23 protein-coding genes and 1 riboswitch are annotated in these 24,264 nt (G+C 41.6%); of the genes, 14 read left to right on the top strand and 9 right to left on the bottom strand.

The annotated features are described in order from the left end of the window. Positions 1-5: 5 nt before the first annotated feature. The gene (locus BuS5_RS13745; protein WP_027354223.1) at positions 6-476 is read right to left on the bottom strand and encodes a universal stress protein; all 471 of its coding nucleotides are present in this window, start codon (positions 474-476) and stop codon (positions 6-8) included. A 336-nt stretch (positions 477-812) separates the two neighbouring features. Between BuS5_RS13745 and BuS5_RS13750 the strand changes: the two genes are divergently transcribed. The 11 genes from BuS5_RS13750 (at position 813) to BuS5_RS13800 (ending at position 11,604) form a co-directional block, all read left to right on the top strand. Next, complete coding sequence (locus tag BuS5_RS13750) at positions 813-962, top strand: hypothetical protein (protein WP_157487406.1); 150 nt, start codon at positions 813-815, stop codon at positions 960-962. Beyond that, positions 938-1,123, top strand: coding sequence for an aldehyde dehydrogenase family protein (locus BuS5_RS13755; RefSeq protein ID WP_027354222.1), 186 nt, complete (start codon positions 938-940; stop codon positions 1,121-1,123). The genes BuS5_RS13750 and BuS5_RS13755 overlap by 25 nt, the downstream gene beginning before the upstream one ends. 257 nt (positions 1,124-1,380) lie before the next feature. Next, the gene (waaF, locus tag BuS5_RS13760; protein ID WP_035265614.1) at positions 1,381-2,421 is read left to right on the top strand and encodes a lipopolysaccharide heptosyltransferase II; all 1,041 of its coding nucleotides are present in this window, start codon (positions 1,381-1,383) and stop codon (positions 2,419-2,421) included. 20 nt (positions 2,422-2,441) lie between these two features. Beyond that, entirely contained in the window at positions 2,442-3,929 is a 1,488-nt protein-coding gene (locus tag BuS5_RS13765; RefSeq protein WP_027354220.1) for a glycosyltransferase family 9 protein, read from the top strand. Between the two features lie 59 nt (positions 3,930-3,988). Next, a riboswitch (cobalamin riboswitch) is annotated at positions 3,989-4,168 on the top strand. Between the two features lie 573 nt (positions 4,169-4,741). Continuing rightward, positions 4,742-5,218, top strand: a complete 477-nt coding sequence (locus BuS5_RS13770) for an acyltransferase (protein WP_027354218.1) — start codon at positions 4,742-4,744, stop codon at positions 5,216-5,218. Positions 5,219-5,489: 271 nt separating this feature from the next. After that, positions 5,490-6,836 (top strand): DNA recombination protein RmuC, encoded by a 1,347-nt coding sequence (rmuC, locus tag BuS5_RS13775; RefSeq protein WP_051374848.1) that lies wholly within the window; start codon positions 5,490-5,492, stop codon positions 6,834-6,836. 226 nt (positions 6,837-7,062) lie between these two features. Next, positions 7,063-7,305, top strand: coding sequence for a hypothetical protein (locus BuS5_RS13780; RefSeq protein WP_027354217.1), 243 nt, complete (start codon positions 7,063-7,065; stop codon positions 7,303-7,305). A 39-nt stretch (positions 7,306-7,344) separates the two neighbouring features. Continuing rightward, a complete protein-coding gene (gene radC, locus BuS5_RS13785; protein ID WP_027354216.1) occupies positions 7,345-8,004 on the top strand; it encodes a RadC family protein in 660 nt (219 codons plus the stop codon). 118 nt (positions 8,005-8,122) lie between these two features. Continuing rightward, positions 8,123-9,562 carry a UDP-N-acetylmuramate--L-alanine ligase gene (locus tag BuS5_RS13790; protein WP_027354215.1) on the top strand — a complete coding sequence of 480 codons (1,440 nt, stop codon included), beginning with the start codon at positions 8,123-8,125 and terminating at the stop codon, positions 9,560-9,562. Then, positions 9,562-10,086, top strand: a complete 525-nt coding sequence (locus tag BuS5_RS13795; RefSeq protein ID WP_027354214.1) for a cysteine hydrolase family protein — start codon at positions 9,562-9,564, stop codon at positions 10,084-10,086. Before BuS5_RS13790 ends, BuS5_RS13795 begins: the two co-directional genes overlap by 1 nt. Positions 10,087-10,149: 63 nt before the next feature. After that, entirely contained in the window at positions 10,150-11,604 is a 1,455-nt protein-coding gene (locus BuS5_RS13800) for a lytic transglycosylase F (protein WP_051374846.1), read from the top strand. A gap of 341 nt (positions 11,605-11,945) precedes the next feature. Here BuS5_RS13800 and BuS5_RS20540 read toward each other — a convergent pair whose 3' ends face one another. From BuS5_RS20540 to ltrA, 8 genes are all read right to left on the bottom strand, one after another. Next, the gene (locus BuS5_RS20540; RefSeq protein WP_027354213.1) at positions 11,946-12,284 is read right to left on the bottom strand and encodes a transposase; all 339 of its coding nucleotides are present in this window, start codon (positions 12,282-12,284) and stop codon (positions 11,946-11,948) included. 11 nt (positions 12,285-12,295) lie between these two features. After that, positions 12,296-12,655 (bottom strand): type II toxin-antitoxin system PemK/MazF family toxin, encoded by a 360-nt coding sequence (locus BuS5_RS13805; protein WP_027354212.1) that lies wholly within the window; start codon positions 12,653-12,655, stop codon positions 12,296-12,298. Then, positions 12,652-12,885 (bottom strand): hypothetical protein, encoded by a 234-nt coding sequence (locus BuS5_RS13810; RefSeq protein WP_027354211.1) that lies wholly within the window; start codon positions 12,883-12,885, stop codon positions 12,652-12,654. The genes BuS5_RS13805 and BuS5_RS13810 overlap by 4 nt, the downstream gene beginning before the upstream one ends. Before the next feature lie 351 nt (positions 12,886-13,236). Further along, positions 13,237-13,599 (bottom strand): NifB/NifX family molybdenum-iron cluster-binding protein, encoded by a 363-nt coding sequence (locus BuS5_RS13815; RefSeq protein WP_027354210.1) that lies wholly within the window; start codon positions 13,597-13,599, stop codon positions 13,237-13,239. Positions 13,600-13,631: 32 nt separating this feature from the next. Continuing rightward, positions 13,632-14,495, bottom strand: coding sequence for an ATP-binding protein (locus BuS5_RS13820; RefSeq protein ID WP_027354209.1), 864 nt, complete (start codon positions 14,493-14,495; stop codon positions 13,632-13,634). Positions 14,496-14,507: 12 nt separating this feature from the next. After that, on the bottom strand, positions 14,508-15,347 hold the full coding sequence (locus tag BuS5_RS13825; protein WP_027354208.1) for an ATP-binding protein: 840 nt from the start codon (positions 15,345-15,347) through the stop codon (positions 14,508-14,510). A gap of 364 nt (positions 15,348-15,711) precedes the next feature. Beyond that, entirely contained in the window at positions 15,712-16,968 is a 1,257-nt protein-coding gene (locus tag BuS5_RS13830) for a hypothetical protein (protein ID WP_274427750.1), read from the bottom strand. A gap of 160 nt (positions 16,969-17,128) precedes the next feature. Further along, positions 17,129-18,502, bottom strand: a complete 1,374-nt coding sequence (gene ltrA, locus BuS5_RS13835; protein WP_036019348.1) for a group II intron reverse transcriptase/maturase — start codon at positions 18,500-18,502, stop codon at positions 17,129-17,131. 914 nt (positions 18,503-19,416) lie between these two features. On the opposite strand from ltrA, the gene BuS5_RS13840 reads away from it, so the two are divergent. From BuS5_RS13840 to BuS5_RS13850, 3 genes are all read left to right on the top strand, one after another. Then, a complete protein-coding gene (locus BuS5_RS13840) occupies positions 19,417-19,962 on the top strand; it encodes an ATP-binding protein (RefSeq protein WP_027354991.1) in 546 nt (181 codons plus the stop codon). Continuing rightward, positions 19,959-20,600, top strand: a complete 642-nt coding sequence (locus BuS5_RS13845) for a response regulator (protein WP_027354990.1) — start codon at positions 19,959-19,961, stop codon at positions 20,598-20,600. Before BuS5_RS13840 ends, BuS5_RS13845 begins: the two co-directional genes overlap by 4 nt. Before the next feature lie 471 nt (positions 20,601-21,071). Then, positions 21,072-24,200, top strand: coding sequence for a PAS domain S-box protein (locus BuS5_RS13850; RefSeq protein ID WP_051375167.1), 3,129 nt, complete (start codon positions 21,072-21,074; stop codon positions 24,198-24,200). Positions 24,201-24,264: the final 64 nt, after the last annotated feature.

Below are 24,264 nucleotides of genomic sequence, written 5' to 3' on the forward strand. Positions count from 1 at the left end.
AATCCCTAATTTATTATCATAACCGAGACACCCTTTACCGAATGGAGTACTTTTTGTGAAACACTTCCGATGAGGAACTCCTTGATTCCGGAAAGACCTCTTCTTCCCAGTATCACCACATCATAACCGGTTTGAGCCTCAGCGATCAGATCTCTTGCAATGCCTATTTTTTTGTTTTCAACTTTCAGTTTAATGTTTTTTTTGTCAAAACCGGCCGTTATAAGTTTTTGTTCAGCTTTTTTCATTGCTTCCTTAATAAGTTCCTTTTTTTTATCTTCAAGGATACAAAAAGAACTCTTTTGAGATAAAAAGTAAGGGGTCAATTCCGGGCTGTTTATAGCGCATAAAACAGCAGAATCAGGAAGCACATTAAAGAGTGTTATTTTGTGATCCGCAGTGAAATATTTTGTAATAAACTCCACCGCCCTCATGGCGTTTTCCGAATCATCAAATGCTACCAGCAGTCTATTATTCATAATTACCCTCCTTTTTAAAAGTCTAATTCCTAATTCATAAATATTTTTTACTTTACAACCTCCAGAAAACTATCCGCTCACAAAATAATATGTTTTGCAATAATTCCATACAGCACCTAATCTCTTTTAAATATAAAAAAGGTTTAATACAATACTTTTTTGGCAAATACCCTGCTATAGATTGTCAAATAATTACCCAATTTTAAAATTTGGCACAAGGATAGAGGTAAAAATCTTGAAAAGGCGTACTGGTAGTACGTCGACCGAAGGTTTTGACCGATAATCTATAAAGGAATTCCGGCGCAAAACTTGTACCTTATACTGAGGGGGTGTAAAATGAAAATAATAAAGGTTTTAAACCCTTATGATCAATATCTAATCGAGGAACTTGACAAAACAAGTGAAGGTGAGACATTATCAATACTGGATGAATCCTACAGCCTGTACAAAGATCGTTCTGCATGGCTTCCCCCTATCAGCGCATAAAAATATTTAAAAAGGCGGTTGAATTAATAAAAAAACGTTCTCCGGAACTGGCAAAAACGGCTGCCTTGGAGGGTGGTAAACCTGTTGTTGATTCAAAAATAGAGATTGACCGCGCCGTCAACGGAATTAAAGTGGCAATTCAGGATGTCCTGTCATTGTAAAACCATCATCCGCAACACCCCTTTCTTGCAGAAAGCTGGTAAATATTCTTTACCAGGCCGGCCTTCCTGAAGCGTGGTGTGGACTGGATGCCTTTTGGCGGAAACAAAGAGTCAGGACTTGGTGTGGAAGGCATCGGCCCTGCCATGCATGAAATGAGCATCGAGAAGTTGATGGTAATTAACGACCTTACATATGGATAATAGTAACTTATACTTGTTAAAGTATAAATATTCTGTTATCGAATCGAAAAACAGATATGATTAAGAGAAAGCAAAACATAATAATTTTCTGCCCAAACTGGGTCGGCGATGTTGTCATGGCCATACCCTTTTTCGATTCTATCCGCAGCAATTATCCGAATGCAACAATTACCGGTGTTGTAAGAAAATATGTCAAAGGCGTAATAGAAGACGGGCCCTGGTTTGATCATTTAATCCCCTGCAATGATAAAACAATTGCAGGTTTTTTTAAACTTTTGATAGAAATACGCAGCATCAAACCGGACATTACCATACTTCTGCCAAACTCCTTCAGATCTGCCTTGCTTGCCAGACTCGGCTTCTCCAAAAAAGTATTAGGATACCGTCGGGGAGGCAGGTCCCTGTTGTTGACCGGCGGTCCCGCACCGGTGTCTGATAAAAACGGATACCTGCCCATGCCCATGCAGGACTATTATATGAAAATTTGCAAATGGCTGGGGCTGGATATTTCTGCTGCCGTAAGACCCGCTCTCTTTATTTCAGAGACATTGAAAAAAAAAGGAGAACGACTTTTTGTAAAATATGGGATAAAACAAAAAGACATGCTCATCGGCATAAATCCCGGGGCAAAATTCGGTTCCTCCAAATGCTGGCCTCCCGTTTATTTTGCAAGGCTGGCTGAACTCCTCTCAGAAGAGTGGAACTGCAAAATTTTATTATTTGCAGGTCCGGGAGAGGATATCATAGCCGAAACCATAATAAAGGAGTCTTCGGCAAAAATAATAAATACAGGACCGGACAAGGTCGATCTTGCCCTTCTGAAATATCTCATACAGGGTTGCTCGCTTCTGATTACAAATGACACAGGGCCGAGGCATTATGCCGTAGCGCTTGATGTGCCTGTACTTGTGATCATGGGGCCCACCGATCACAGATATACAAATACCAATCTCGAAAAAACTGTTGTTTTGAGAAAAGAACTGGACTGCTCTCCATGCCATAAACCGGTTTGTCCAAAAGGGCATGAATGTATGCTGCTCATAAGCCCCGAGGATGTATTTCAAGCAGCCAAACAATTAATGAACCGTCAAAAATAATCAATTCACAATTTCAAACTATGCCTGACTCATCATACAGAAAAAAATGGTCTGAGCTGAAAAAAGAAAATATCAGGCCCGAAAATCTTGTCCGGCTGTCCCGGCAAATAGCATATTCATTCCTGGATCTCTACTTGAAGGACTGTCATTATGAAGAAGATTTCATAGACCTGCTCTGTGAAATGATGACTTTTTCAAAAAATCCCCAGCTTAACAATCCTGGCACCCAGGCTCTTTTTGAAATAATCATAGAAAGACTATGCGATGACTTTGAAACTCTTCAAACAGAAACCTACAATCGGGTCATGACCCAGGTCATCTCTTTCTGCAGAACAATTCCCGAAGGCAATGAACTCAATAACCGGCTTAAAAAATTCATGATTCACTCTGATGATGATATGCTGCAACGGATAAACAGTATCAGGCTGAACGGAAACAAACTTGCAAATAAAGGCTTTATTAAAAAAATACTCATTCTGTCACGTGTTACCATCGGAGCGGATGTCGCCATAACCAGCATTGTTATACAGCGCCTGGCAGAACTATATCCCGATGCTGAAATAGTTCTTATAGGAAACAGCAAGCTTAAAGAAGTTTACGGGGCAAATTCAAATATCAGAATTGAAGGAATTTCATATTCCAGAAAAGGCGGTCTTATGCCGCGTCTTTCGAGCTGGCACCGGGTTCTTGAGATTATAGACCGGGAGACTGCATCTGTTCATCTGGATAATATTGCCCTGATAGATCCTGATTCACGCCTGTCGCAATTGGGAGTACTGCCGCTGATTCCTGAAAATAATTATTTTTTTTTCGACAGCAGGTCCGACACTTCCTTTAACAAAAAAATGTCCATGGTTGAACTGACTAATAAATGGCTTGATGATATTACGGATAACATGGGGTTTAATTTTCCCAAAGTATGGATACCTGATGAATACCTTCAGGTATCAGGTAAACTGTTCAACGATCTTCGTAATAACGGAGCAGAAAACATCATTGTGGCTAATTTTGGAGTAGGCGGCAATTCACGTAAAAGTGTCGGTAAAAACCTTGAAAAAAAACTTCTGATCACTCTTTTACAAAAACCGAATACGGTTATCCTGCTGGATAAAGGGTTCGGCGACCAGGAGACATTATCTATCAACGCTCTTATCGCAGAAATAGACAAGCAGGGATACCCCACCCGGCACTCAACATTCGGCTCAACCAAAAAAGAGCTGATTAACTGGGGTGTAATAGGAATAGAGAGCGGCATAGGAGAGATAGCCGCCTTAATAGCAATGTCCGAGGAATTCATAGGTTATGACTCCGCTTGCCAGCATATTTCCGCAGCGCTTGGGACACCTTGCCTGACAATATTTGCAGGTTCCAACAACATGCGTTTCATCAGGCGCTGGAGCGCGCACGGCCCCAACAGATGCAGCATTGTTCATGTGGACACCCTGACCGACCCCCGCGCCGTTGAAGTGGATGATATTATCACACGCATAATGCAGTTAAGGATTTAATTCCGTAATAAAAAAAATAAACAAAAAGATTGACTTTACTTTTTCATCATTATATTTCTACAGAAAATATTTATTCAGGTGCTCATAAAGCATAAAAGGGAACCTCGTTAAAATCGAGGGCGAGCCCGTCGCTGTAATCGGGGACGAAAATTGCACAATGCCACTAACAAATTGTTGGGAAGGCGCAATTAATAGTTTGATCCGTAAGCCAGAAGACCTGCCTGGGTAACAGATGCAAACCTCGCGGAAAAAGGTTAGCAAAAAAATTCAAGGATAAAAAAGGGTAATCCCTGAATCGATCAATTTCGATTCAGGGTTTTTTTTTGGGGAAAAGAAATTGCCCTGCCGAACGCTTAACGAGGGATGGAGTGCTTGTTCACTATGCTGATACCAATATGTTTTCCCCGCCTCAGCATAAATGACAAAAACTTTTTCTTAACATCCCTCAAAGCATCTTTCGCCGCAAGGCGAGCCGGAATGCCACCGGATCTCCTACCGAAAAAACCGGGCAACTAACCGATATCTTCTCTTCGCCCGGTTTTTTCATAGGTATAGATTTCAACATAAATAATTTCACTGCGTTATCGATCAAAACCTTCCGTCTACGTACTATCAGTGCGCCTCCTTCATCTTTTTCCCTATTACCCCCCCAAGAATTTCTTTTGTATTCTGATGATAACTTAAGTATAAGAATTAAATTCAAAGAAAATATATTTATTTAACACCTTGGGAAGTCTATACAAAAATAGCAACACAATGCTACCCTATGCTATAGAAACCGTTGCTAATTCTTTTACAGGAAATAAAATGCCATGCAAAATAATATCAATGTTATCGCCCCGGACGTCAAACTGGGGAGAGATGTCACTATTTATAATTTTGTTAATCTTTACGGGTGTAAAATCGGGGACGAAACCAGGATCGGCGCCTTTGTGGAGATCCAAAAAAATGTAACCATCGGCAAGCGGTGCAAAATCCAGAGCCACACCTTTATATGCGAAGGAGTTGTGATTGAGGATGAGGTTATGGTCGCCCACGGCGTCATGTTCATAAATGACAAAGATCCTGGCGCTGTGAACCCGGATGGATCATTGAAAAGCGAAAAAGACTGGATTTGCACCCCTACCATAGTAAAAAAAAGGTCTGCCATAGGGAGCAATGCCACGATTATGTGCGGCATAACCATCGGGGAGGGGGCGCTGATCGGCGCAGGGGCCGTGGTCACCAAAGATGTTCCCCCTGACACCATAGTAACAGGAAACCCTGCAAAAATATTAAAAAAAAGATAAAATATTGAAAAACCGATTGCATACTCGTGCCTAAACTCAAAATATTAATTTATGAACCATATGGCTTACATTCCACACTTAAATAAGACAACATGTTGTGGTATATGGGTAAGTTATTGTCTACATCTTGCATAAATTAATTATCGTATCTTTCTGCTGAAAAAGTGCTGATAATTTACCTTCCCCTATATTATGGTCTATGTTGAACAGAACACAACATATAGTATATCTAATTCAAAAAACACATAGTTTTAGGTGCAAAATGTAGGATATGGAATTGATCTACCAGGTTTTACTAATTTTAATAGGAATAGTGCTTGGCTGCACAATTGCATGGCTTTTATCGAAAAAGCGTGAAAGCATTATATATGATAGAGCAAAAGCTGAAGCTGATCTCGAAAAAGCTGTTATCCAGGAAAGGCTTTTATTCCGGGAGAATGCATTAGCGGAACATAAAGAGCGGTTTGAGAAGGCTGAACGATTCTTAGCCGAAAAAGAAAAAAAAAATTTACAACTCCAAACAAGAATTTCCCATCTTGAAACACTGCTTGATCAGGAACGAAAGCAGTCGGAAGAAAAAATAGCCCTACTGGTCGAAACCAAGAAAAGCCAGATGATGGAATTCAGCTCTCTGGCAGACCGTATATTTGATACAAAGGGTAAAGAAATTACCACCCGGAATCGAGTCGATTTGAATGATATCCTGCAACCGTTGCGGGAACAGATAGAGGGTTTTAGAAAAAAAGTTGAGGATGTTTATGATAAGGAATCGAGAGACAGAGTCTCATTATTTCATGAGATCACAAATCTGAGAGAACTTAATCAGCTCATAAGTAAAGAAGCGGTTAACCTGACCAGGGCATTAAAGGGAGACAGTAAAACAAGGGGGACATGGGGCGAGATTATTCTTGAAAGGGCGCTGGAAGATTCGGGCCTTTGTAAGGGAAGGGAATATGATGTTCAGGTCAGTCTGGAAAATAATGACGGCAAACGTTTTCAGCCGGACGTTATCGTCCGCCTGCCGGAAGGACGGGACGTCATTATCGACTCCAAAGTATCTCTGAACGCTTACGAACGCTATTATACTGCTGAAACCGATCAGGATCGGGCTCGTGCCTTTAAAGAGCATATTAATTCCATGCGTACGCATATCAAAAGCCTGAGCACTAAAAATTATTTAGAGCTTAGAGGAGTGCGCTCTCTCGATTTTATCCTGATGTTTGTCCCGATTGAAGCCGCCTTTCTTGCCACCCTGGAACAGGACAGGGGGATATTTAACAAGGCTTTTGAAAAAAATATTATCCTGGTCTGCCCATCCACGCTCCTGGCCACCCTCAGAACTATTCAAAGTGTCTGGCGTTATGAATATCAGAACCGGAATTCACTTGAAATTGCAGACAAAGCCGGTGACCTGTATGATAAATTTGCCGGTTTTGTCGAAGCCCTGGAAGATGTGGGGAAACATTTGGGAAAAGCAGTAAAATCGTACGATTATGCTCACGGCCGGCTTGCAAGCGGAAAGGGTAATTTAATAAAACGAACAGAGGCGCTGAAAGCACTCGGCATAAAAGCAAGAAAAGATTTGCCTAAAGAGCTTGTTGAAAAGGCGGCCGAATAGTCGGAACTACCCCTGTTTATTGAAATGAATAATCATAAATGTAACAGTATTGTTATTATCTGAAACCAAAAATAATTTCTTTATGAAAAATTCGGGTTAAGGTTTTTCGTTTAATGTCCGATATAAAGATAGTTGTCAGGCAGCGGGCTTTGATAGTTTATACTGGTCCGGTCTCCTTTAAACAGATTTTTATATTAAATCATTCAACAACCATGTAAAAAACCTTATGAAAGTAGAAAAACTTGAAAAAGAAAGGCGCAACGGCAGGGATCGCAGGCAAAGCATTATTTTTTATGAATACCCGGAAAGACGAAGCGAAAAGGACAGAAGAAAAAATATTGAAGAACAGCTTAAATTTCTGATAGAACAAAGCATAAAAAAACAGGCCTCAAAAAAACGAAAAAAAAGTACCCCCGGCTCAGGAAAAGTTATCCGACGCCGTAAAGGTGAAGATGATAAACGTATTTAAATCTTTACTGCCGGAGCGAGCCCCAAGTATAATCCGCTTATGAAATCGATCAAGGAGATACCTGAACATAACCGGCCGCGTGAAATGCTGCGGGAAAAAGGTGCATCAGCGCTTACTGATGAACAACTTGTAATGGCTATTATAGGATCCGGAGGGAGGGGATTCGATGTTGTTTCAATTGCGCGGGCCGTCGTAAAACTTATCCGGGAGCATAAAGGTGCTCTGTCCCTTGAACACCTCTCTTCAGTAAACGGAATGGGGCTTGCAAAATCCGCCCAAATACTCTCCTCCCTTGAACTTACCCGACGATACCTGGCTAAAGATAGATTAAGAATATCAAGCGCAGCAGATGCGCTCCCCCTGCTGGCCGATATTTCCAAAAAAAATCAGGAACATTTTGTCTGCATATCCCTTAACGGGGCTAATGAAGTTATTGAAAAAAGAATAGTCACCATAGGCCTGGTCAACAGCAGTCAGATCCACCCCCGTGAGGTTTTTGCCGATGTGCTTAAAGACAGGGCATCAGCAGTCATATTTGCTCATAACCATCCTTCCGGTGATTTAAAACCCAGTAAAGCAGATACGTTGGCGCAAAAACAGCTTGTCGATGCGGCGGAGATTCTTGGGATACGTGTTCTTGATCATATTATTGTATCAAAACGTGGTTATTGTAGTTTCCAGGAAGAAGGTTTAATATAGGCTTTAATATAATGATTTTGGGTGCGTTATCGGTCGTCGGAGTATTATAATACGCCTTCCCCCCCTCTGACCTTCCCAAAATCATTATATTAAAGCCTATATTAAAAAATGGAGATATATGGATTTAAATAAAAATTATATACCGGATCATCTTAAGAGCATACATCTTATCGCGGCTTGCGGCACAGGCATGGGTGCTCTGGCCTGCATGCTTAAGGATGCAGGTTTTGCCATAACAGGGTCAGACAGAAAAGTATATCCTCCGATAAGCACTTTTCTTTCAGCCAGAGGTATCAATCTATCTGATGGATTTAGCCCGGAGAACCTATCATACGGACCGGACCTTGTTATTGTTGGTAATGCTGTAAGACGTGAGAATTCCGAAGCAGTAAAAATGATGGAGATGGGCATCCCTTTTTGCTCCATGCCCCAGGCCGTTAGAAATATTTTTGCCAAAAAAAAGAAAACGATTCTGATTACCGGCACCCATGGTAAAACTACCACTGCTTCAATTATTGCCTGGATTTTTCATGAGGCCGGCCGTTATGAAAGCAAATGGGATCCTTCCTTTATAATTGGCGGGATCCTGAAAAATTTTGGGAGTAATTATCGTGTTGGGAAAGGGGAGTATATAGTAATAGAAGGTGATGAATACGATACGGCATTTTTTGATAAAGGAGCCAAATTTTTACACTACGACCCACTCATGACCATCCTCACAAGCGTAGAATTCGATCATGCGGATATTTTCAAAGATCTCGATCATGTAAAACGGACATTCAAAACTTTTTTGGATGCTATTTCTTCAAAAAGCAGTCTATTCGTCTTTGATAATGATGCTAATATTGATACCCTTGTGGTTAATGGAAAATTTCGGTTGGAAAAGTACGGTAAAAAAGAATCATCAGGATGGCGTCTGGCTGATATAGAGATTGATCCTCCCTGGACTAAATTCAGACTCTTGAAACATGGAGGCAAAGCCACTACCTTTAAAACCAGGCTGATGGGAGAGCATAACCTGCTTAATGCTTCGGCGGCCATAGCGATTGCCCATAGTTTGCATATACCTCTTGAGATTATCCAAAAAGCTGTTGCAACATTTCAGGGAATAAAAAGGCGTCAGGAAGTGCGAGGTTTAAAAAACAACATCACGGTTATGGATGATTTTGCCCATCACCCCACTGCGGTAAGGGAGACAATAAAGGCCGTAAAACCATATTATCCTGATGGGCGGGTTATTGCTGTATTTGAACCTAGAACCAATTCAAGTATGCGTAAAGTTTTTCAGGATGTTTATCCTCTTTCTTTTGATTTTGCCGATATTATTTGCATACGCAAGCCGCCGTTACTCAACAAGATACCTTCTGACGATAGATTTTCATCAAAAAAGCTGGTGGAGGATATAAAAAGCCGCAACAAGGACGCATACTACTTTAAAAACACAGAAGAGATAATCGCTTTCCTGATTAAAGAAGCAAAACCAAAGGATCTTATACTCATTATGTCAAACGGCGGTTTTGATAATATACATGAGAGGCTGCTCGATGGAGGGTTGTAATGGCAAAAAAAGCTTTGATTATTATTGATATGCTGAACGATTTCATAGATGCAGGAGGTGCGCTTTTTTTAGGCAAACATGCCAGGGATATAATTCCTTTTATTAAAAAACGTATTAATATATATCGAAAAAATAGTGATTTGGTTCTCTATCTGAAAGATTCTCATGCTGAAGATGACAAGGAATTTGCAAGATTTCCGAGGCATTGTATAACAGGTACCTGGGGAAATCAAATCATTAAAGAACTCAAACCTGAACCTGGAGAAGCGATTATTCCCAAAAACAGATATAGTGGATTTTTCAATACGGATTTATCTATAATATTAGAAAAAGAAAAAGTAGAGAATATTGAAGTTGTCGGGGTATGCACTTCTATCTGTATAATGGATACTGTGGGCGGACTTGCCAATAGAGATTACAGGGTTTCTGTTCCTGCAAAGGGCGTGGCGGATTTTGACCGGGAGTTTCATGAATTTGCTTTAAAGAGAATGGATAAGGTTTATGGGGCAACTATCTTAAAATGATACCCGAACGAACCTTATAATTTAATTTATGCCACCCGAAATTTATAGCTGGATGCCGCTTGAATGCATTTAAAACATAACATACTTTACAGCTTGATGTTTTTATTATTCTTCTGGATTGTGATCGCGTTGCCTTCCTGTCTGGATGTTGAAGAGAACTTACCAAAGGTAGAAGTCTCTTTAGATGATTTTAAATCCTTTGAAACATGGTATGGTGATTTTGATGAAATGGCCGAACGTAATCAGATACGCGCGCTGGTTACGTTTAACAGGATGTTTTATTTTTTCGACGGCGGAATACAGCGGGGGATATCCCATGACATCCTGAAGGAGTTTGAGAAATTCATCAACAAAAAACTGGATAAAAAGACATTCAAAATAAATATACTGTTTATTCCAGTCACACGAGACCAGTTAATCCCGGCCCTGCTCGCCGGAAAGGGTGACATCATTGCTTCTAATTATACCATAACTCCGGAGAGGACCGAACAGGTTGATTTTTCGATTCCATTTGCAAGTGGAATAAAGGAAACCCTGGTTACAGGCCCAAATTCATCACCCATTAAATCAGTAGACGACCTGGCGGGAAAAACGATACACATACGCCGTTCCAGCAGCTATTACGAACATCTTTTAAATCTCAATGAATCTTTCCTGAATTCCAAAAAATCTGAAATAAAAATCGTATCTGCCGATGAAAACCTTGAAGACAGCGATCTGCTGGAGATGGTGAACGCCGGTCTTATTCCCATGACCATTGTAGACAGCCATAAAGCAAAATTTTGGGCCGGAATCTTTGATAATATTAAGGTGCACAAGCATATTTACGTAAATTCCGGAGGACAAATTGCATGGGCTTTTCGCAAGCAGAGCCCAAAACTGCAACAGATTATCAACGAATTTACGGCCGGACATAAAAAGGGAACCCTGTTCGGAAATATCATCTTAAAACGATATCTTAAGCAGAATAAGTGGATCCATAATTCAATGGACGATGCGGAAAAAGCCAGGTTCAAGGAGCTCATCAGGCTATTTAAAAAATATGGTGACAAGTATGACTTCGACTGGTTGATGCTGGCTGCTGTGGGATATCAGGAGTCAGAGCTTAACAATAGCGTTATAAGTCAGTCCGGCGCAATCGGTATTATGCAGTTACTCCCTACAACCGCATCTGATCCTAAAATAGGGATCACGGATATATGGAAACTGGAAAATAACATCCACGCCGGAGCCAAGTATCTATCTTTTTTACGAAACCACTATTTCAGCAATACTGAAATGAGTGAACTCGATCAAACACTCTTCTCATTGGCAGCATATAATGCCGGACCTGCCAAAGTAAACCGACTCCAAAGAGAGGCTGCCGAGTCAGGATTCAATCCCAAGGTTTGGTTCCGGAATGTAGAAATGATTGCGGCAAAACGTATCGGGCGGGAGACTGTGCAATATGTCCGGAACGCTTACAAATATTTCACTGCGTATCGACTGGCGAGTGAACAGAAAAAATTTGAAGAGTGACGTTGGTAAAAAAGTAACAAAATCTTATTCGATTAATTGCAACCCATTTTCACGGGCAATGGTTTCTCACCTTTCAACATAGAACTCCACTCCGGAAGAGCTCAATGTTTAATATTTTTTCAATCAAGCTTTTAGTGGAATTGCCCTATAGTTCCATTTTACCAGATATGGATAGGCTTAACAGCCTGTGGCTTTAGACTCTCAAGTTATTTAAGGATGTCCCGCCTTTCTCCAGGATAATAGTTATCAAAAAAGCACTTTTCTGCGTCGGCAGTGCCAATTAAAATCATCTCATCGTTTTCACCAAGAGGAATTAATGGGTCGGGGTTAATATTTAAGGTTCATCGCGGATTAGTGTGAGAACCAAGTTCTGCAAACACCTGCAATCGAAAATTATTAAAATTTCTGTATCCGAATGCTCTACGGATTATATTTCTTATAGCATTATTTTGCCCTTCAACATAGCCATTGCTTACTCTCTCGATAAAATAATTGAGAATCTCGTCCCACCAATTCTTTAATGTGCCAACAAATTTAGGCAATATAGTACTTATCGGAAAAAAGTGATATAATGTGGCATCCCCGGTGCCACTATTATTGCTATTCTTGCCATAGCCTTTCAGAGGATAATGGCAATTTATAGTCAACAATAAATAGGTATGGTGTCCCCCGAATTCCATGGCGATTACAGCTACAAATTAAGTTCAAAAATAATTATTAAAGCTTGATTTATTTCCCGTATCTTAGAATGGGACAATTTTCCACGAATTCTTACCATCCTATGACGATGATCAATAGGACGTGTTTGCAAACAATCTGCTACGGATTTTTTTGATAGGCCATTATCTTGTGAAGGATAAAGTTCAACATTGGTTTTTATTCGAATTTTTTTTGCACTCCATTCAGTAATTGGAACAACTTGAATAACAGGGACTCTTTCATTATAAACATCATTGGTTACAATTATGCATGGTCTGACTTTCCCCGTTTCTGAACCTTGCGTCGGATCAAGATTTACATCAATAATCATACCTCTTTTCAATGTTGTCATTCTGGCCATCCAGATAGGGCTGTTTCAGTCAATTCTTTTAAATTATCATTTTCAGAATAAATTTCAGAATATAATTCAGCGGATTTTTTTAGATTTTCAAGTTCCAATTTATTTTTAAAATGGTCAATAGCCGTTCGAACCAAAGAACTTTTATCCTTAAACCCATAAGCTTTAAAATTATTTATAAAATGTGCTTGTGCCTCTTTAACACTAAATTTCGCCTGTTGCATACGGCCTCCTTTATAATGCCAAATATTGAACCCTATATTACGTACCAATTGTAGGCACTAAAACAATGGAAGTCAATGGAAAATTTGTTAATTGAGAGGGAGGTCATGGAAGTTATGGGGTCACGTTTGACCCTTATTAATATTGATCTGCTTTTTAAATGTATGTTTTTAGTTTTCCAGTTATATTTTTAAGCCTCGAAACTCTCTTTTGATAAGACAAAATCAATGTTTAACTCTTCTCTTTTATCATCAAGGGTCAAACATAGACTTGACCCCATTTTTTGCGCAAAAATAAGTTCGCAATTTTAAGCCATTGCAGGGTGCGCATTATGAACCTTGCAATGGCTTTTCTTACACCCAGTGACCTTCAACATTGGCCTCTTGAGATATTTTAAGCTCATTGTTTTTGTACTGCTGAACAGCGTTTATGACATTCCCTTTTGCTCCGGTTACAATCCTAACGCCAGCCTGATTAAGCACATTAAATGCTTTAGGACCGCAATTTCCTGTTATCAATACCTCGGCCTTGCTGTTTACTATTATTTTTCCTGCCTGTATTCCGGCTCCCTGTGGAAGGTTTAAATTTTGCGTATTTTCTACTTCTTCAAATTCAAGCGTTTCGGAATCTACAATAACAAAATATGCGGCTCTTCCAAAACGGGGGTCAAGATCCGAGTTTAAGTCTTTACCTGTGGATGTGACTGCAATTTTCATAGCTTCTCCTTTTTTATAAATAATATTGCATACTACAGATCCATGAAGTTCTCTACTTCATGCCATACTTTTAGCATTGCCTGGGCCCCTTTTCCTTCTGAAAAATCGACCAGGCTTTTTTGAGCAACCATTGCGGCAGTAACATCACTGTCGTACGGAATAGAACCTATATATTTTATCTTATTTTCATCAGCGTATTTTTTGATCTGATCCGCTATTTCAGGGTTAATATCATATTTGTTAACACATACCATGGCTGGAATCTTAAAAAAGGCTGTGAGTTCCCCCACTCTTTCCATGTCATGTATTCCCGAGAGGGTAGGCTCCGTTATTATTAGAACAGCGCTTGTCCCTGTTACCGACGCAATAACAGGGCAGCCTATACCGGGAGGACCGTCGACAATAATTGTTTCAAGACCCTTTTGTTCTGCTATTTCTTTTGCTTCCCGGCGCAGCAGACTGACAAGCAGGCCGGAATTTTCTTCGGCAATACCCAATCTGGCATGAACCATGGGGCCGCATGCTGTGTCTGAAACAAACCATCTACCGCAGGTTCTCTGGGGAAAATCGATAGCCTCAACCGGACAGAAATGTACGCAAACCCCGCATCCTTCGCATGCAATCTGATCTACAACAAAATCATCGCTGATCGCATGGAACTGACATCGGTCCGTGCATTCACCACAGCTTGTACAAATATCAGGGTTAATCTTTGCAATATGTCCGCCTTTGAAATCCTCTTCCTTTTTTATTTCAGGAGGCAGCACCAGATGCAGATCCGCAGCATCCACATCCCCGTCAACAAGAATTGTATTTTTTGCAATGGAGGCAAAAGACGCCACTATGCTTGTTTTACCTGTACCGCCTTTACCGCTTATTATTGTAAGTTCTTTCATGGTTGAGTTTCCTTAATGCCGAATCCGGTTTTCTATTTTTGAATAAAGTCCCTTAAAAAATTCTTTCATTTCAGGCATACCGTTTACCATCGGCACGCCTTTGGAGTAATTTTCAGCTATTTCACGGCGATCCGGAATTTCCATCATTATCTGTATATTTTCTTTTTTTGCATATTGGAGAACCCCGTCATTACCTGAATCGCATCGGTTAATAATTATTCCAAACGGCAGTTCCATGGTACGAACGGCCTCTACCGCCAGTGCCAGATCATTTAAGCCAAAGGGCGTCGGTTCTGTTACAAGTAAAACGAAATCGGAATTTTTCAGCGCCGCAATTACAGGGCAGGATGTTCCAGGAGGAGCATCGATAATTGCAATCATCTCCTTGTTAATATACTCCTTTACTTTTTCGATCAGTGGCGGCGACATGGCTTCTCCAACGCGCAGCCTCCCATATACAAGTTCAACACCCTCCGAATTTTCAATTAAAATTTCTCCAAGTTCCCTGGATGATTCCTTAATTGCTCCTTCAGGGCAAACCATCAGGCAGCCTTTGCAACTATGACACATTTCCGGAAAAGTCATAATGGTCTCGCCAATCAGGGTTATGGCTGAAAATCGGCAAATTTTTTCACATTCACCGCAATGTGTGCAAAGCCTGGAATCGACCTCGGGGACCATTGTGCGGACGGTTTCTTTTGATACCGGCTCAGTTCGTAAAAAAATGTGAACATTCGGTTCTTCAACATCACAGTCAAGAAGTTGAACTTTGTCAGCCAGGGATATGGCAAGATTGGTTGCAACCGTTGTTTTTCCGGTGCCTCCTTTGCCGCTGGCTATAGTTATAATCATTTTTATCTCTCCCGGAAAATTGGTTATAAAATTGTTATGAGTATATGCTTATAATGAATTTAAACAGCAATCCCTTGTTCGTCAAGTAGTTTTTATACTTTAAGCCGCTATATTTTTGGCATACTGATTGCATTTGAATTTTGGGTTTGAAAAGTTTTTTTTATTTCCTCCTCGTTCCTTAACCATTACGGCGATTGCCGCCGTAAAAGCTTAGGATCGCAAATTAAATAATTTGAACAATATTATTTGTCTTTTGGCCCATCTGCTGTGTTGCATTAAAGGCCGAATACTTCGAATATTCAACCTTTAATGCGCCTTGCAGATGAACCAAAATCCTTCATAATCTTTATCCAATTTATTCTCATTATAACGGATTTAGGGGAGGCCTACCATAGCCCCTCAAAGAAGCCGAAACATAAAGGTTGTGCAGCCAATTATCGTGGTACCTGAACTTGTTTAACCGTTCAGCCGGACTTTTTAGCCCATGTAGTTTTTCTACGGTACGTGGATTATAGGGCGCAAAATTCTGGATAAGAACCCAACCTCTGATGCTCAGTTCGGCTGAGGCCATGGAACCATGAAAATATTGGACGCTGAACAGGTGACGATCCATTCTTTGCATCAGCCGGTCGACCATATTACTGGTTCTATGGGCATTCGGGTGTTCATAAGCCACTTTATATTCAGCAATATTCTTGCGTAACTTTGCGATGGGCTTTGAAATAACGGCTGGCATCTCCTTTTTCTTGCACCACTCTACAAGTCTTCTGACTCGTTGTGAAAATGACCGCTTGTTCTCGGCATGATAACAGTCCCAAAGTTTTGAGGGGGCTTCAGTGAAAATGTCTTTGTACTTCTTTTTGGCCCTGTCGCGTATCTTGATGAAAATATGCAAAAAGCAACATATGATAACGACAGAGGTGAACAGAAATTTCCAGGCGTTTCGCGTGGCCTGCCACCCATCCATGTTGACTGTGGTGGGTGTGTAGTCCGGTTTTAAGCATTGCGCTTCATCTTTGAATACTTGGTAAGCATTACGCAAAGATTGCTCTCCAGCATCGCCGGCTATGGATGCACCAAGAATACATTCGTCGCCAACCGTGGTGGCAACATAAACCTTATCACCCAGGATCCAGGTATGTTTCTCATCGGCTGCCAAATGATCGGGGATATCGTCAGCGTCTCTGACGGTTGTTCCGACAATGCTGTTGCGTCCCAGAGCCTGTTCCAACCGATACCAGTACATCGGATCTCTGCCGAAAACATAACTCAATGCCCAGAAAGGAACATTGAATTTTCTCAGGAAAAGGGGTTTTTCGACTTCATCTGTCATTCCTGCCATATATGGCGTTACAAACGAGGGGCGTATCGTATAGGCGGTGCCCGCAATTTCAATCCGACGGACCATAATGGACTGCTTTTTTGAATAGTAAGAATCTTTCATCCGGTATCCCCCGGTGATTTCAGGGGGGAACAACTCATTATTCGACGCAATGTACTCGTCAATGCATTTGCGAAAACCAGCAGCGTTTCGGATGTTATCGTTATAGACCTCTTGCAAAAAGGGCAAACATATGGTTTTATTATTCTGGGTAGTGGATCCTGTATCTGCTTTTCCCATATGGTTTCCAGGTAGGAGCATCGGTTACCCGACGCCCCCCCTACAGACCCGTACGTGAAGATTTCCCTCATACGGTTCCTCGGTTCAAATCCTTTTTACCGGATTATCAACCAAACAGGCGACACCCCGTTTGGCGTATAACTTTGCAGCCCTTACGGCATCAAATATTATGGACTATTCTGGGTAATGGCAGTGGGTATGTTGTGCGCAAGTCCTCGAACATTACTTCGCCCTTGTGACTTCTTCGGCTTAACCATCGACGCCATGCTTTCTCAGTATATTCAAACACAACTTCCAGCACTTTGTAGTTACTTATTACTCCAAAGTACTGGTAAAAACCTCGCAGTTTACTGCAAAGAATCTCATACTGCTCGGCCATTGGCTTATGACGGTTATCCTTGCACCATATCCATATTCTCTTCATAAAACGGCTTGAACGCTTTCTTGCCGTCTTTTTCTTTATTACCATGTACCCTTTTAATGATTTTGACCAGTAAAATGTAAACCCTAAAAAATCAAACGTCCCGTTTCCCTTTCCGCTAATGCGTTTGGAAAATCGAATCAGTTTTGTCTTTTCCGGGTGAAGTGACAGCTCGAACTGTTCGAACCGCCTGGGTAATACATCCATGACACGCAATGCGTCTTTTTCATACTCGAACCCGAGGATGAAATCATCCGCCCAGCGTATGATGGAGCATCTCCCTTTCATCCGGGGGATCACTTCTTTCACGTACCAGTCATCTAAAACATAATGAAGAAAGATATTACTGAGCACAGGGGAAATTACTCCTCCCTGTGGAGTGCCCGTTTCAGAGTACGTCAGGTTGCCTTCCTCCATTACGCCTGCATTCAACCACTTCCCTATCAGGCGAATCATTCCGCCGTCACTTACTCTCCGACGTATCATGTCTTTAAGTAACTCGTGATTAATATTGTCAAATAGTCCTGTAATATCTGCGCTTACTATCCAGCTGATATTCTGCTTCAAGCATTGCTCACGTAAATCTTTGATTGCCATGTGTTGGCTCCGACCTTTTCTGAATGCATGGGAAAAATTGTAAAAATTCCTGTCAAATATGACATTCAATATGGCTGCTGCTGCTTTCTGGACAATTTTATCCTCAAGTACAGGTATGCCAATTGGACGCTTTTTCCCTCCTTCCTTGTCTATCCAGATACGCTTTACAGGAGACGCAACGTACTGTCCTCTCCGCAGTCGTTCATACAGATTATAGAGGTTTTGATCAAGATTTTCGGCATACTCCTTTGCCGTAACCTTGTCCACTCCTGCAGATTTGCTTTTCCGAATTTTACGAAAGGATTGTTTCAGTAAATCAAAGTCTATCCGATGGACTACTGATGTAAATACCAGTTCAGGATTACTTTGAGCAAGCAGCTCGATTTTGATAAGGGATGACCCACCTGTTAACACCGGTGGTTGTCCCCATTCTATCGGTCTGGAATTGCAAGCGACCGTTCTTGCAATTTCTCGGCTTTTTGTTGATATGGTTTGTGACATCTGTGTATCTCCCATAATTCCTGCCAAAAAAACGTTATACCCTGCTTCACCTTCCCTGCAGTGGGTCGCTTGGGCATCACTTCCCCACCTTTCCGATCAAGATAGTTCAATTCTTAATCATCGGTACTATGATCTGCTAAGACTTCCGAATGTTTATCTCAGGTTCGTTCGCTCTTCGCTATCCTCCCCTGATACCTTGTATCGCCCATCTTTTAATGTTTGTGTTTCTGCCAATGGCAGACTCGTTGCAAGGCGGGACATTCCTATGCAACGCCGGGATTTCGCTTGCGCTGGATTTCCTGTTACCGTTCTTTTTACCCAAGGAAACATCCGGGTCTCCCAAGTTCCCGAGCTACCCCTTTGAGTACATGCCCTGGTCTAAGACCCCGGTGGTGTCCTGAATACTTGCCTTAGCATATTCAGGACTGCTGCCTTCCGCTGTCTCCAAAGCGTCGGCTTTTTCCTGCAAGCAGGATTATCACAATGACCACAACCATACATTTTTCGGGGCTCAATACAGAGCCTGCAATCTTGCTCCGTCCAGCTCCAGACTCCCGTTACCGGGTTTACCTGTGGACTTCGCTACTGACCTGCTGGTTAGTCTTTAGTCAGGTGGGACTATCTTAACATCAATGCCAGAGCAAGCCCTGCAGAGATGAAGGAAACAAACCGTTTCCCGAGCACCCACTTGGTAACAATATCGAGTTTCAAAGACCTTGTGTCTTATCCCAACGATTCGGATTTATCTTGGCACGAAGAGACCTCCTTTGGAGTGGATTTGTCTCTAACCATATAAAATTATTGAAAAAAAATCTAGTCAAAAATATCTTTTGTAATATCAACATGTTATGCATGTTTATGTTTTAATCACAACCAGTTACGCTACTCATTATCAGGCTCCCCTAAATCCGATATAATCAGAAAAAATTATGTTGCTTGCAAAGATCATCGATACCGGTATAGGAATACCGGAAGATAAGATCGATACGATTTTTGAGACCTTTCAACAGGCGGATGGTTCTACTACCAGGAAATACGGCGGTACAGGCTTGGGGTTGTCGATCTGTAAACAGATCGCCGGCCTGATGTCTGGAGATATCCGGGTGGAAAGCGAGGAGCATAAAGGGAGTACCTTTTACTTTACGGCCTGGCTTAAAAAAGTTGAAGGCAGAGAATCGAAAAGAACTACTCCAATGCCGCTTGCCGGTAAAAGTCTGCTCATCATTGATGATAACCTCAAAAATCTTGAAATATTAACTCACTATTTAGAATCGGCCGGCATGCAGGTGGTAGCTCTGACAAATGGCCGAAACGTACTTGCCACCCTGGAAAAGAGCCTGGAAAACGGAAAACCGTTTGATCTTTGCATATCTGATATTAATATGACGGAAATGAACGGGTATGAAGTAGCCAGGATAATTCGCAATTTTATAATATCCGCAATCAACAATCTGCTATTAAAAAGCTGCCCATGATTGCCCTTTCCTCTCTTATGGAACGAAATGCTGAAAAATGTGAAAAAGCCGGTTTTGACGGTTTTTTAAGCAAACCCGTCCGCCGGAAAAAACTGTACCAGATGCTGGCAGGATCTTTGGGATCAAAGGAAGAAAAGGATAAAGAAGATAAGATAATAACCGAGTATTTCGCCCGGGAAGAGATAAAGCATTCTGCGTCTATCCTGCTGGCGGAAGATAACCCGGTGAATCAGAGACTGGCCAAAATGATGCTGACCAAGGCAGGCTGCCAGGTGGAGGTGGCGCACGACGGCCGCCAGGCTGTGGATAAATTTACTGCTTCTCCGGATAAATATGATCTTATTTTCATGGATATGCAGATGCCTGAAATGGATGGGCTTGACGCAACAGTGGAGATTCGCAATTGGGAAGCAAATATTGCCGGGGGAAATAATAAATCGAATTCGAAAGGTGCCGGTAATCAAATATCAGCCCGGCCGGAACATATCCCGATTGTGGCCATGACCGCCAATGCCATGCAGAATGACAGGGAAATGTGTATTGAAGCGGGCATGAACGATTATACGACTAAGCCGATCAAACGAAATTTAGTCCTGGGAATGGTTGAAAAGTGGGTTTTTAGCAAGGAAACCCCATAAGCTATTTCCCCAAGACAACCCCGCAATTTTCCATACAGCTTTTTTTGCCGATATTTTGGACACCAAACTCTGTTATACTTGCATTTCAACGTTACATGTGATTGACTTTGATAATTTTTCATGAATACCTCCTTCTTGAGACTACGCCAAAAATGGGAACCCTCAAAAGGAGGCATAGATTGTCAGATAATTACCCTATTGTAAAATTTGCTTACAATTTGTTTGCAATTTGGCACATGGCCAGATGAAGAATGAGGGGTTCAACATCTTGAGCCCTACTCCTACGACCGATAACCCGGTGAAATTATTTATGTGACACTCTATAGCTCTAAAAATGTTCTATTTTTCCCTTAATATATAAATATTAAGATACTAAAACTTCATTGCAGCGGCTTACTTGAACCAGGACATGGAACCGACGCGCTGAAACGCGCATTTCATGCCAGACATTCAGCGTCAAGGATAGCGACCATGGCAAAAGAAATTTCTTCCAAAAAAAAGGCCTCATCAATTTTTCCAATGACAATCCATAACAAATTAATACTCGCCTTACTTACGCTGTCTCTTCCATTACTGATCATTACCAATATTATTTTCTACATCAGTGTAAAGAAGCTGCTGTCACATAATATTTTAAATCATCTTGAGTCCGTAGCTTCCATCCAACAACACAGGATAAAGGATATTGTCGAGCAGAACTCTGAAAGGCTAAGGCTTGTAGCCAGCCGAACCCAGATGCGCCTCTCTCTTGATCAATTCCTGACAAGTGCTGGCAAACAACATCAGCTCAAAATGAACAAAATACTTCGTGATGCCCAGGCATCCATCACTGATTTCAAATATATCTGCGTTCACTCTCCGGATGGGGTATTGGTTGCCTCAAGCGGTCCATCCAGGATAGAGGGAGAAAATTGCAATGAAGATTTTTTTGCCAGTGCCAGGGAGGGTAATAGGGTCGATCTGTTTTATCTTGATGCGGACCAAAATATTTCCCTAAAGATAGCCGGACCACTCTACCTGGAAAACAAATTTTTGGGAGTGATTTTCATCGATGCCAAAGTTGACAATATGATCACAGCTATCAGTGATTACACTGGGTTAGGAGAGACTGGCGAGACCATTTTGGCTGCAAAAAACAAAAATGGTGACACTGTTTTTGTCATGCCAACCCGGTTTGACCGGCAGGCAGCGCTCCGCTTGACGATTACCAAGGACAATATTCATATACCAATAAATCAGGCTTTTTCAGGTAAAGGTATGCTGCTGACAGATAAAACCGATTATCGTCAGGTTCCTGTTCTTGCCGCCACCAGATACATCGAAGACATGAACTGGGGAATAGTAGTCAAAATAGACAAAGAAGAGGCTTTTGCACCACTTGCCAAGATGAACGCTATGTTCTTTTGTATACTTACGGGTGGAGTATCGTTAATACTATTTTTATCATTCTGTTTTGCCAAAAGCGTTACCAGGCCCATCGTCAGACTTACCAGGGTAGCGAACAATATTGCCGATGACAACTTTAGAGAGCAGGCCGAAGAATCAGATAAAGACGAGATCGGTCTTCTTGCTGCTGCCTTTAACAAAATGACGAGAAAATTGATTAAAACAAGAAATGCGCTGGAACAAAACATTGATGACCTGCGGGCAGCCAACCAACAGTTTCAGGCCGGAGAAGAACGATATCGGGAAATATATAATGCCCCCAGCGACGCTATTTTTATACATGATGCCGACACAGGTAAAATTCTTGATGTCAATCAAGGGATGCTTGAAATGTATGGTTATAGCTATGAGGAAGCGCTCCTGATAGATGCTGGAAGTGTCAGTGCCGGAGCCCCCCCCTATACCACGGAAGAGGCCGTGAAAAAAGTCAAAAGCACCGTATTGCAAAACCACCAGACTTTTGACTGGCTGGCCAGAAAAAAAAACAATACTCTTTTTTGGGTGGAGGTGGCCCTGAGATACACCGAGTTCAGCGGCCAGCGTTATGTTATTGCAGTGGTCAGGGATATCAACGACCGCAGACAAGCGGAAAAGGCGCTGGCTGAAGAAAAAGAACAGTTGGCAGTCACCTTGCGAAGCATTGGCGACGGCGTAATCACCACTGATATCTCCGGGAATATTGTCCTGTTGAACAAGGTTGCCGAGAACCTTACCGGCTGGAGCAACAAAGAGGCTGCCGGGCGGCCTTTGGATGAGGTCTTTCACATTATAAATGAACATACCAGGAAGGTTTGTGAGAATCCAGTTACAAAAGTTATAAGCAGCGGTCAGGTAATCGGGCTTGCCAATCATACAATTATGATTGCAAGGGATGGTGAGGAGCGAAGCATTGCTGACAGCGGTGCGCCGATTCTTGACGCCAAAAGCAATACAATAGGAGTTGTTCTTGTTTTCAGAGATGTAACGGAAAAACAAAGGTTGGAGCAGGAAGCGCTTAAAGCCAGAAAACTGGAATCCCTTGGGGTTCTGGCCGGCGGTATTGCACACGATTTTAACAATATACTGTCCGCTATACTTGGCAATATTAATCTGGCCCTTAACTACACAGATCCCCATGAGTCGACCTACGCCCTGTTGTCTGAAGCGGGAAAAGCATCTCTGCGGGCCAAAGATCTTACCCAGCAACTGTTGACTTTTGCCAAAGGGGGTGAGCCGGTACTAAAAACTACTTCAATTGCCGAAATTATCACCGACTCTTCTTCATTTGTATTAAGGGGCAGTAATGTCCGATGTGATACCTGGTTTGCACCTGATCTCTTGCCCGTTGATATAGATCCCGGACAGATCAGCCAGGTGATTCAAAATATTATCATTAATGCCGCCCATGCGATGCCCCAGGGTGGTGTTATTGATATCCGATGCGAAAATGTACTTAATCACCATCAGAATTTCCCATTCCTACATGGAGACAGTTATATAGTAGTCACTATCAAAGACCACGGGGCAGGTATCCCCAACAAAATAATTGACAAAATTTTCGACCCCTATTTTTCAACCAAACAAACTGGAAACGGACTAGGGCTTGCAATCTGCCATTCAATTATCACGCAGCATGGAGGCTATATCACTGTCGAATCAAAGCCGGAGAAAGGGACTCTCTTTTCAATATATCTTTCTGCGTCCAAAAATCAAATCTCTGCTCCTCCTATAAAAAAAACCGGACATATAGCACAAAGGCAGGGAAAAATAATGATCATGGACGATGATGAGATGATACGGGAAATAGCAAAGGCCATGCTTACCAGATTAGGTTATGAAATTGAACTGGCAACCGATGGAGCAGAAGCCGTTGATATGTATCGAAAAGATCTGGACGCAGGGATACAGGCCGATCTTATTATTATGGATCTTACAGTTCCCGGTGGTATGGGAGGTGAGGAAGCTGTTAAAAAAATTCTATCCATTAATCCTGGGGCGAAAATCTTTGTTTCCAGCGGCTACTCTAATGATCCAATAATGGCAAATTATTCGGACTATGGCTTTTGCGGTGCGATTGTAAAACCGTACCAGATGCAGGAACTTAATAAAATTCTCCAGGAGGTTTTAGGGAACGGGGACGAAATAACTGACCTATCAGCTACAACGTCTGAATAGAATATTGACTAAAAAATAAAAAAACAAGTTTTCTGAAAAAAGTTTAATTCCGTAATAAAAAAAA

It is taken from the genome of Desulfosarcina sp. BuS5, assembly GCF_028752835.1.
Taxonomy (GTDB): domain Bacteria; phylum Desulfobacterota; class Desulfobacteria; order Desulfobacterales; family BuS5; genus BuS5.

Coding starts and splice junctions, on each gene's coding strand:
- BuS5_RS13800 (WP_051374846.1), top strand. CDS start 10,150: ATGCATTTAAAACATAACATACTTTACAGCTTGATGTTTTTATTATTC.
- BuS5_RS13815 (WP_027354210.1), bottom strand. CDS start 13,599: ATGAAAATTGCAGTCACATCCACAGGTAAAGACTTAAACTCGGATCTT.
- rmuC (WP_051374848.1), top strand. CDS start 5,490: ATGGAATTGATCTACCAGGTTTTACTAATTTTAATAGGAATAGTGCTT.
- BuS5_RS13825 (WP_027354208.1), bottom strand. CDS start 15,347: ATGATTATAACTATAGCCAGCGGCAAAGGAGGCACCGGAAAAACAACG.
- waaF (WP_035265614.1), top strand. CDS start 1,381: ATGATTAAGAGAAAGCAAAACATAATAATTTTCTGCCCAAACTGGGTC.
- BuS5_RS13805 (WP_027354212.1), bottom strand. CDS start 12,655: ATGACAACATTGAAAAGAGGTATGATTATTGATGTAAATCTTGATCCG.
- ltrA (WP_036019348.1), bottom strand. CDS start 18,502: ATGGGAGATACACAGATGTCACAAACCATATCAACAAAAAGCCGAGAA.
- BuS5_RS13850 (WP_051375167.1), top strand. CDS start 21,072: ATGGCAAAAGAAATTTCTTCCAAAAAAAAGGCCTCATCAATTTTTCCA.
- BuS5_RS13795 (WP_027354214.1), top strand. CDS start 9,562: ATGGCAAAAAAAGCTTTGATTATTATTGATATGCTGAACGATTTCATA.
- radC (WP_027354216.1), top strand. CDS start 7,345: ATGAAATCGATCAAGGAGATACCTGAACATAACCGGCCGCGTGAAATG.
- BuS5_RS13810 (WP_027354211.1), bottom strand. CDS start 12,885: ATGCAACAGGCGAAATTTAGTGTTAAAGAGGCACAAGCACATTTTATA.
- BuS5_RS13755 (WP_027354222.1), top strand. CDS start 938: ATGGCTTCCCCCTATCAGCGCATAAAAATATTTAAAAAGGCGGTTGAA.
- BuS5_RS13750 (WP_157487406.1), top strand. CDS start 813: ATGAAAATAATAAAGGTTTTAAACCCTTATGATCAATATCTAATCGAG.
- BuS5_RS13790 (WP_027354215.1), top strand. CDS start 8,123: ATGGATTTAAATAAAAATTATATACCGGATCATCTTAAGAGCATACAT.
- BuS5_RS13780 (WP_027354217.1), top strand. CDS start 7,063: ATGAAAGTAGAAAAACTTGAAAAAGAAAGGCGCAACGGCAGGGATCGC.
- BuS5_RS13830 (WP_274427750.1), bottom strand. CDS start 16,968: ATGGGAAAAGCAGATACAGGATCCACTACCCAGAATAATAAAACCATA.
- BuS5_RS13840 (WP_027354991.1), top strand. CDS start 19,417: ATGTTGCTTGCAAAGATCATCGATACCGGTATAGGAATACCGGAAGAT.
- BuS5_RS13765 (WP_027354220.1), top strand. CDS start 2,442: ATGCCTGACTCATCATACAGAAAAAAATGGTCTGAGCTGAAAAAAGAA.
- BuS5_RS20540 (WP_027354213.1), bottom strand. CDS start 12,284: ATGGAATTCGGGGGACACCATACCTATTTATTGTTGACTATAAATTGC.
- BuS5_RS13820 (WP_027354209.1), bottom strand. CDS start 14,495: ATGAAAGAACTTACAATAATAAGCGGTAAAGGCGGTACAGGTAAAACA.
- BuS5_RS13745 (WP_027354223.1), bottom strand. CDS start 476: ATGAATAATAGACTGCTGGTAGCATTTGATGATTCGGAAAACGCCATG.
- BuS5_RS13770 (WP_027354218.1), top strand. CDS start 4,742: ATGCAAAATAATATCAATGTTATCGCCCCGGACGTCAAACTGGGGAGA.
- BuS5_RS13845 (WP_027354990.1), top strand. CDS start 19,959: ATGATTGCCCTTTCCTCTCTTATGGAACGAAATGCTGAAAAATGTGAA.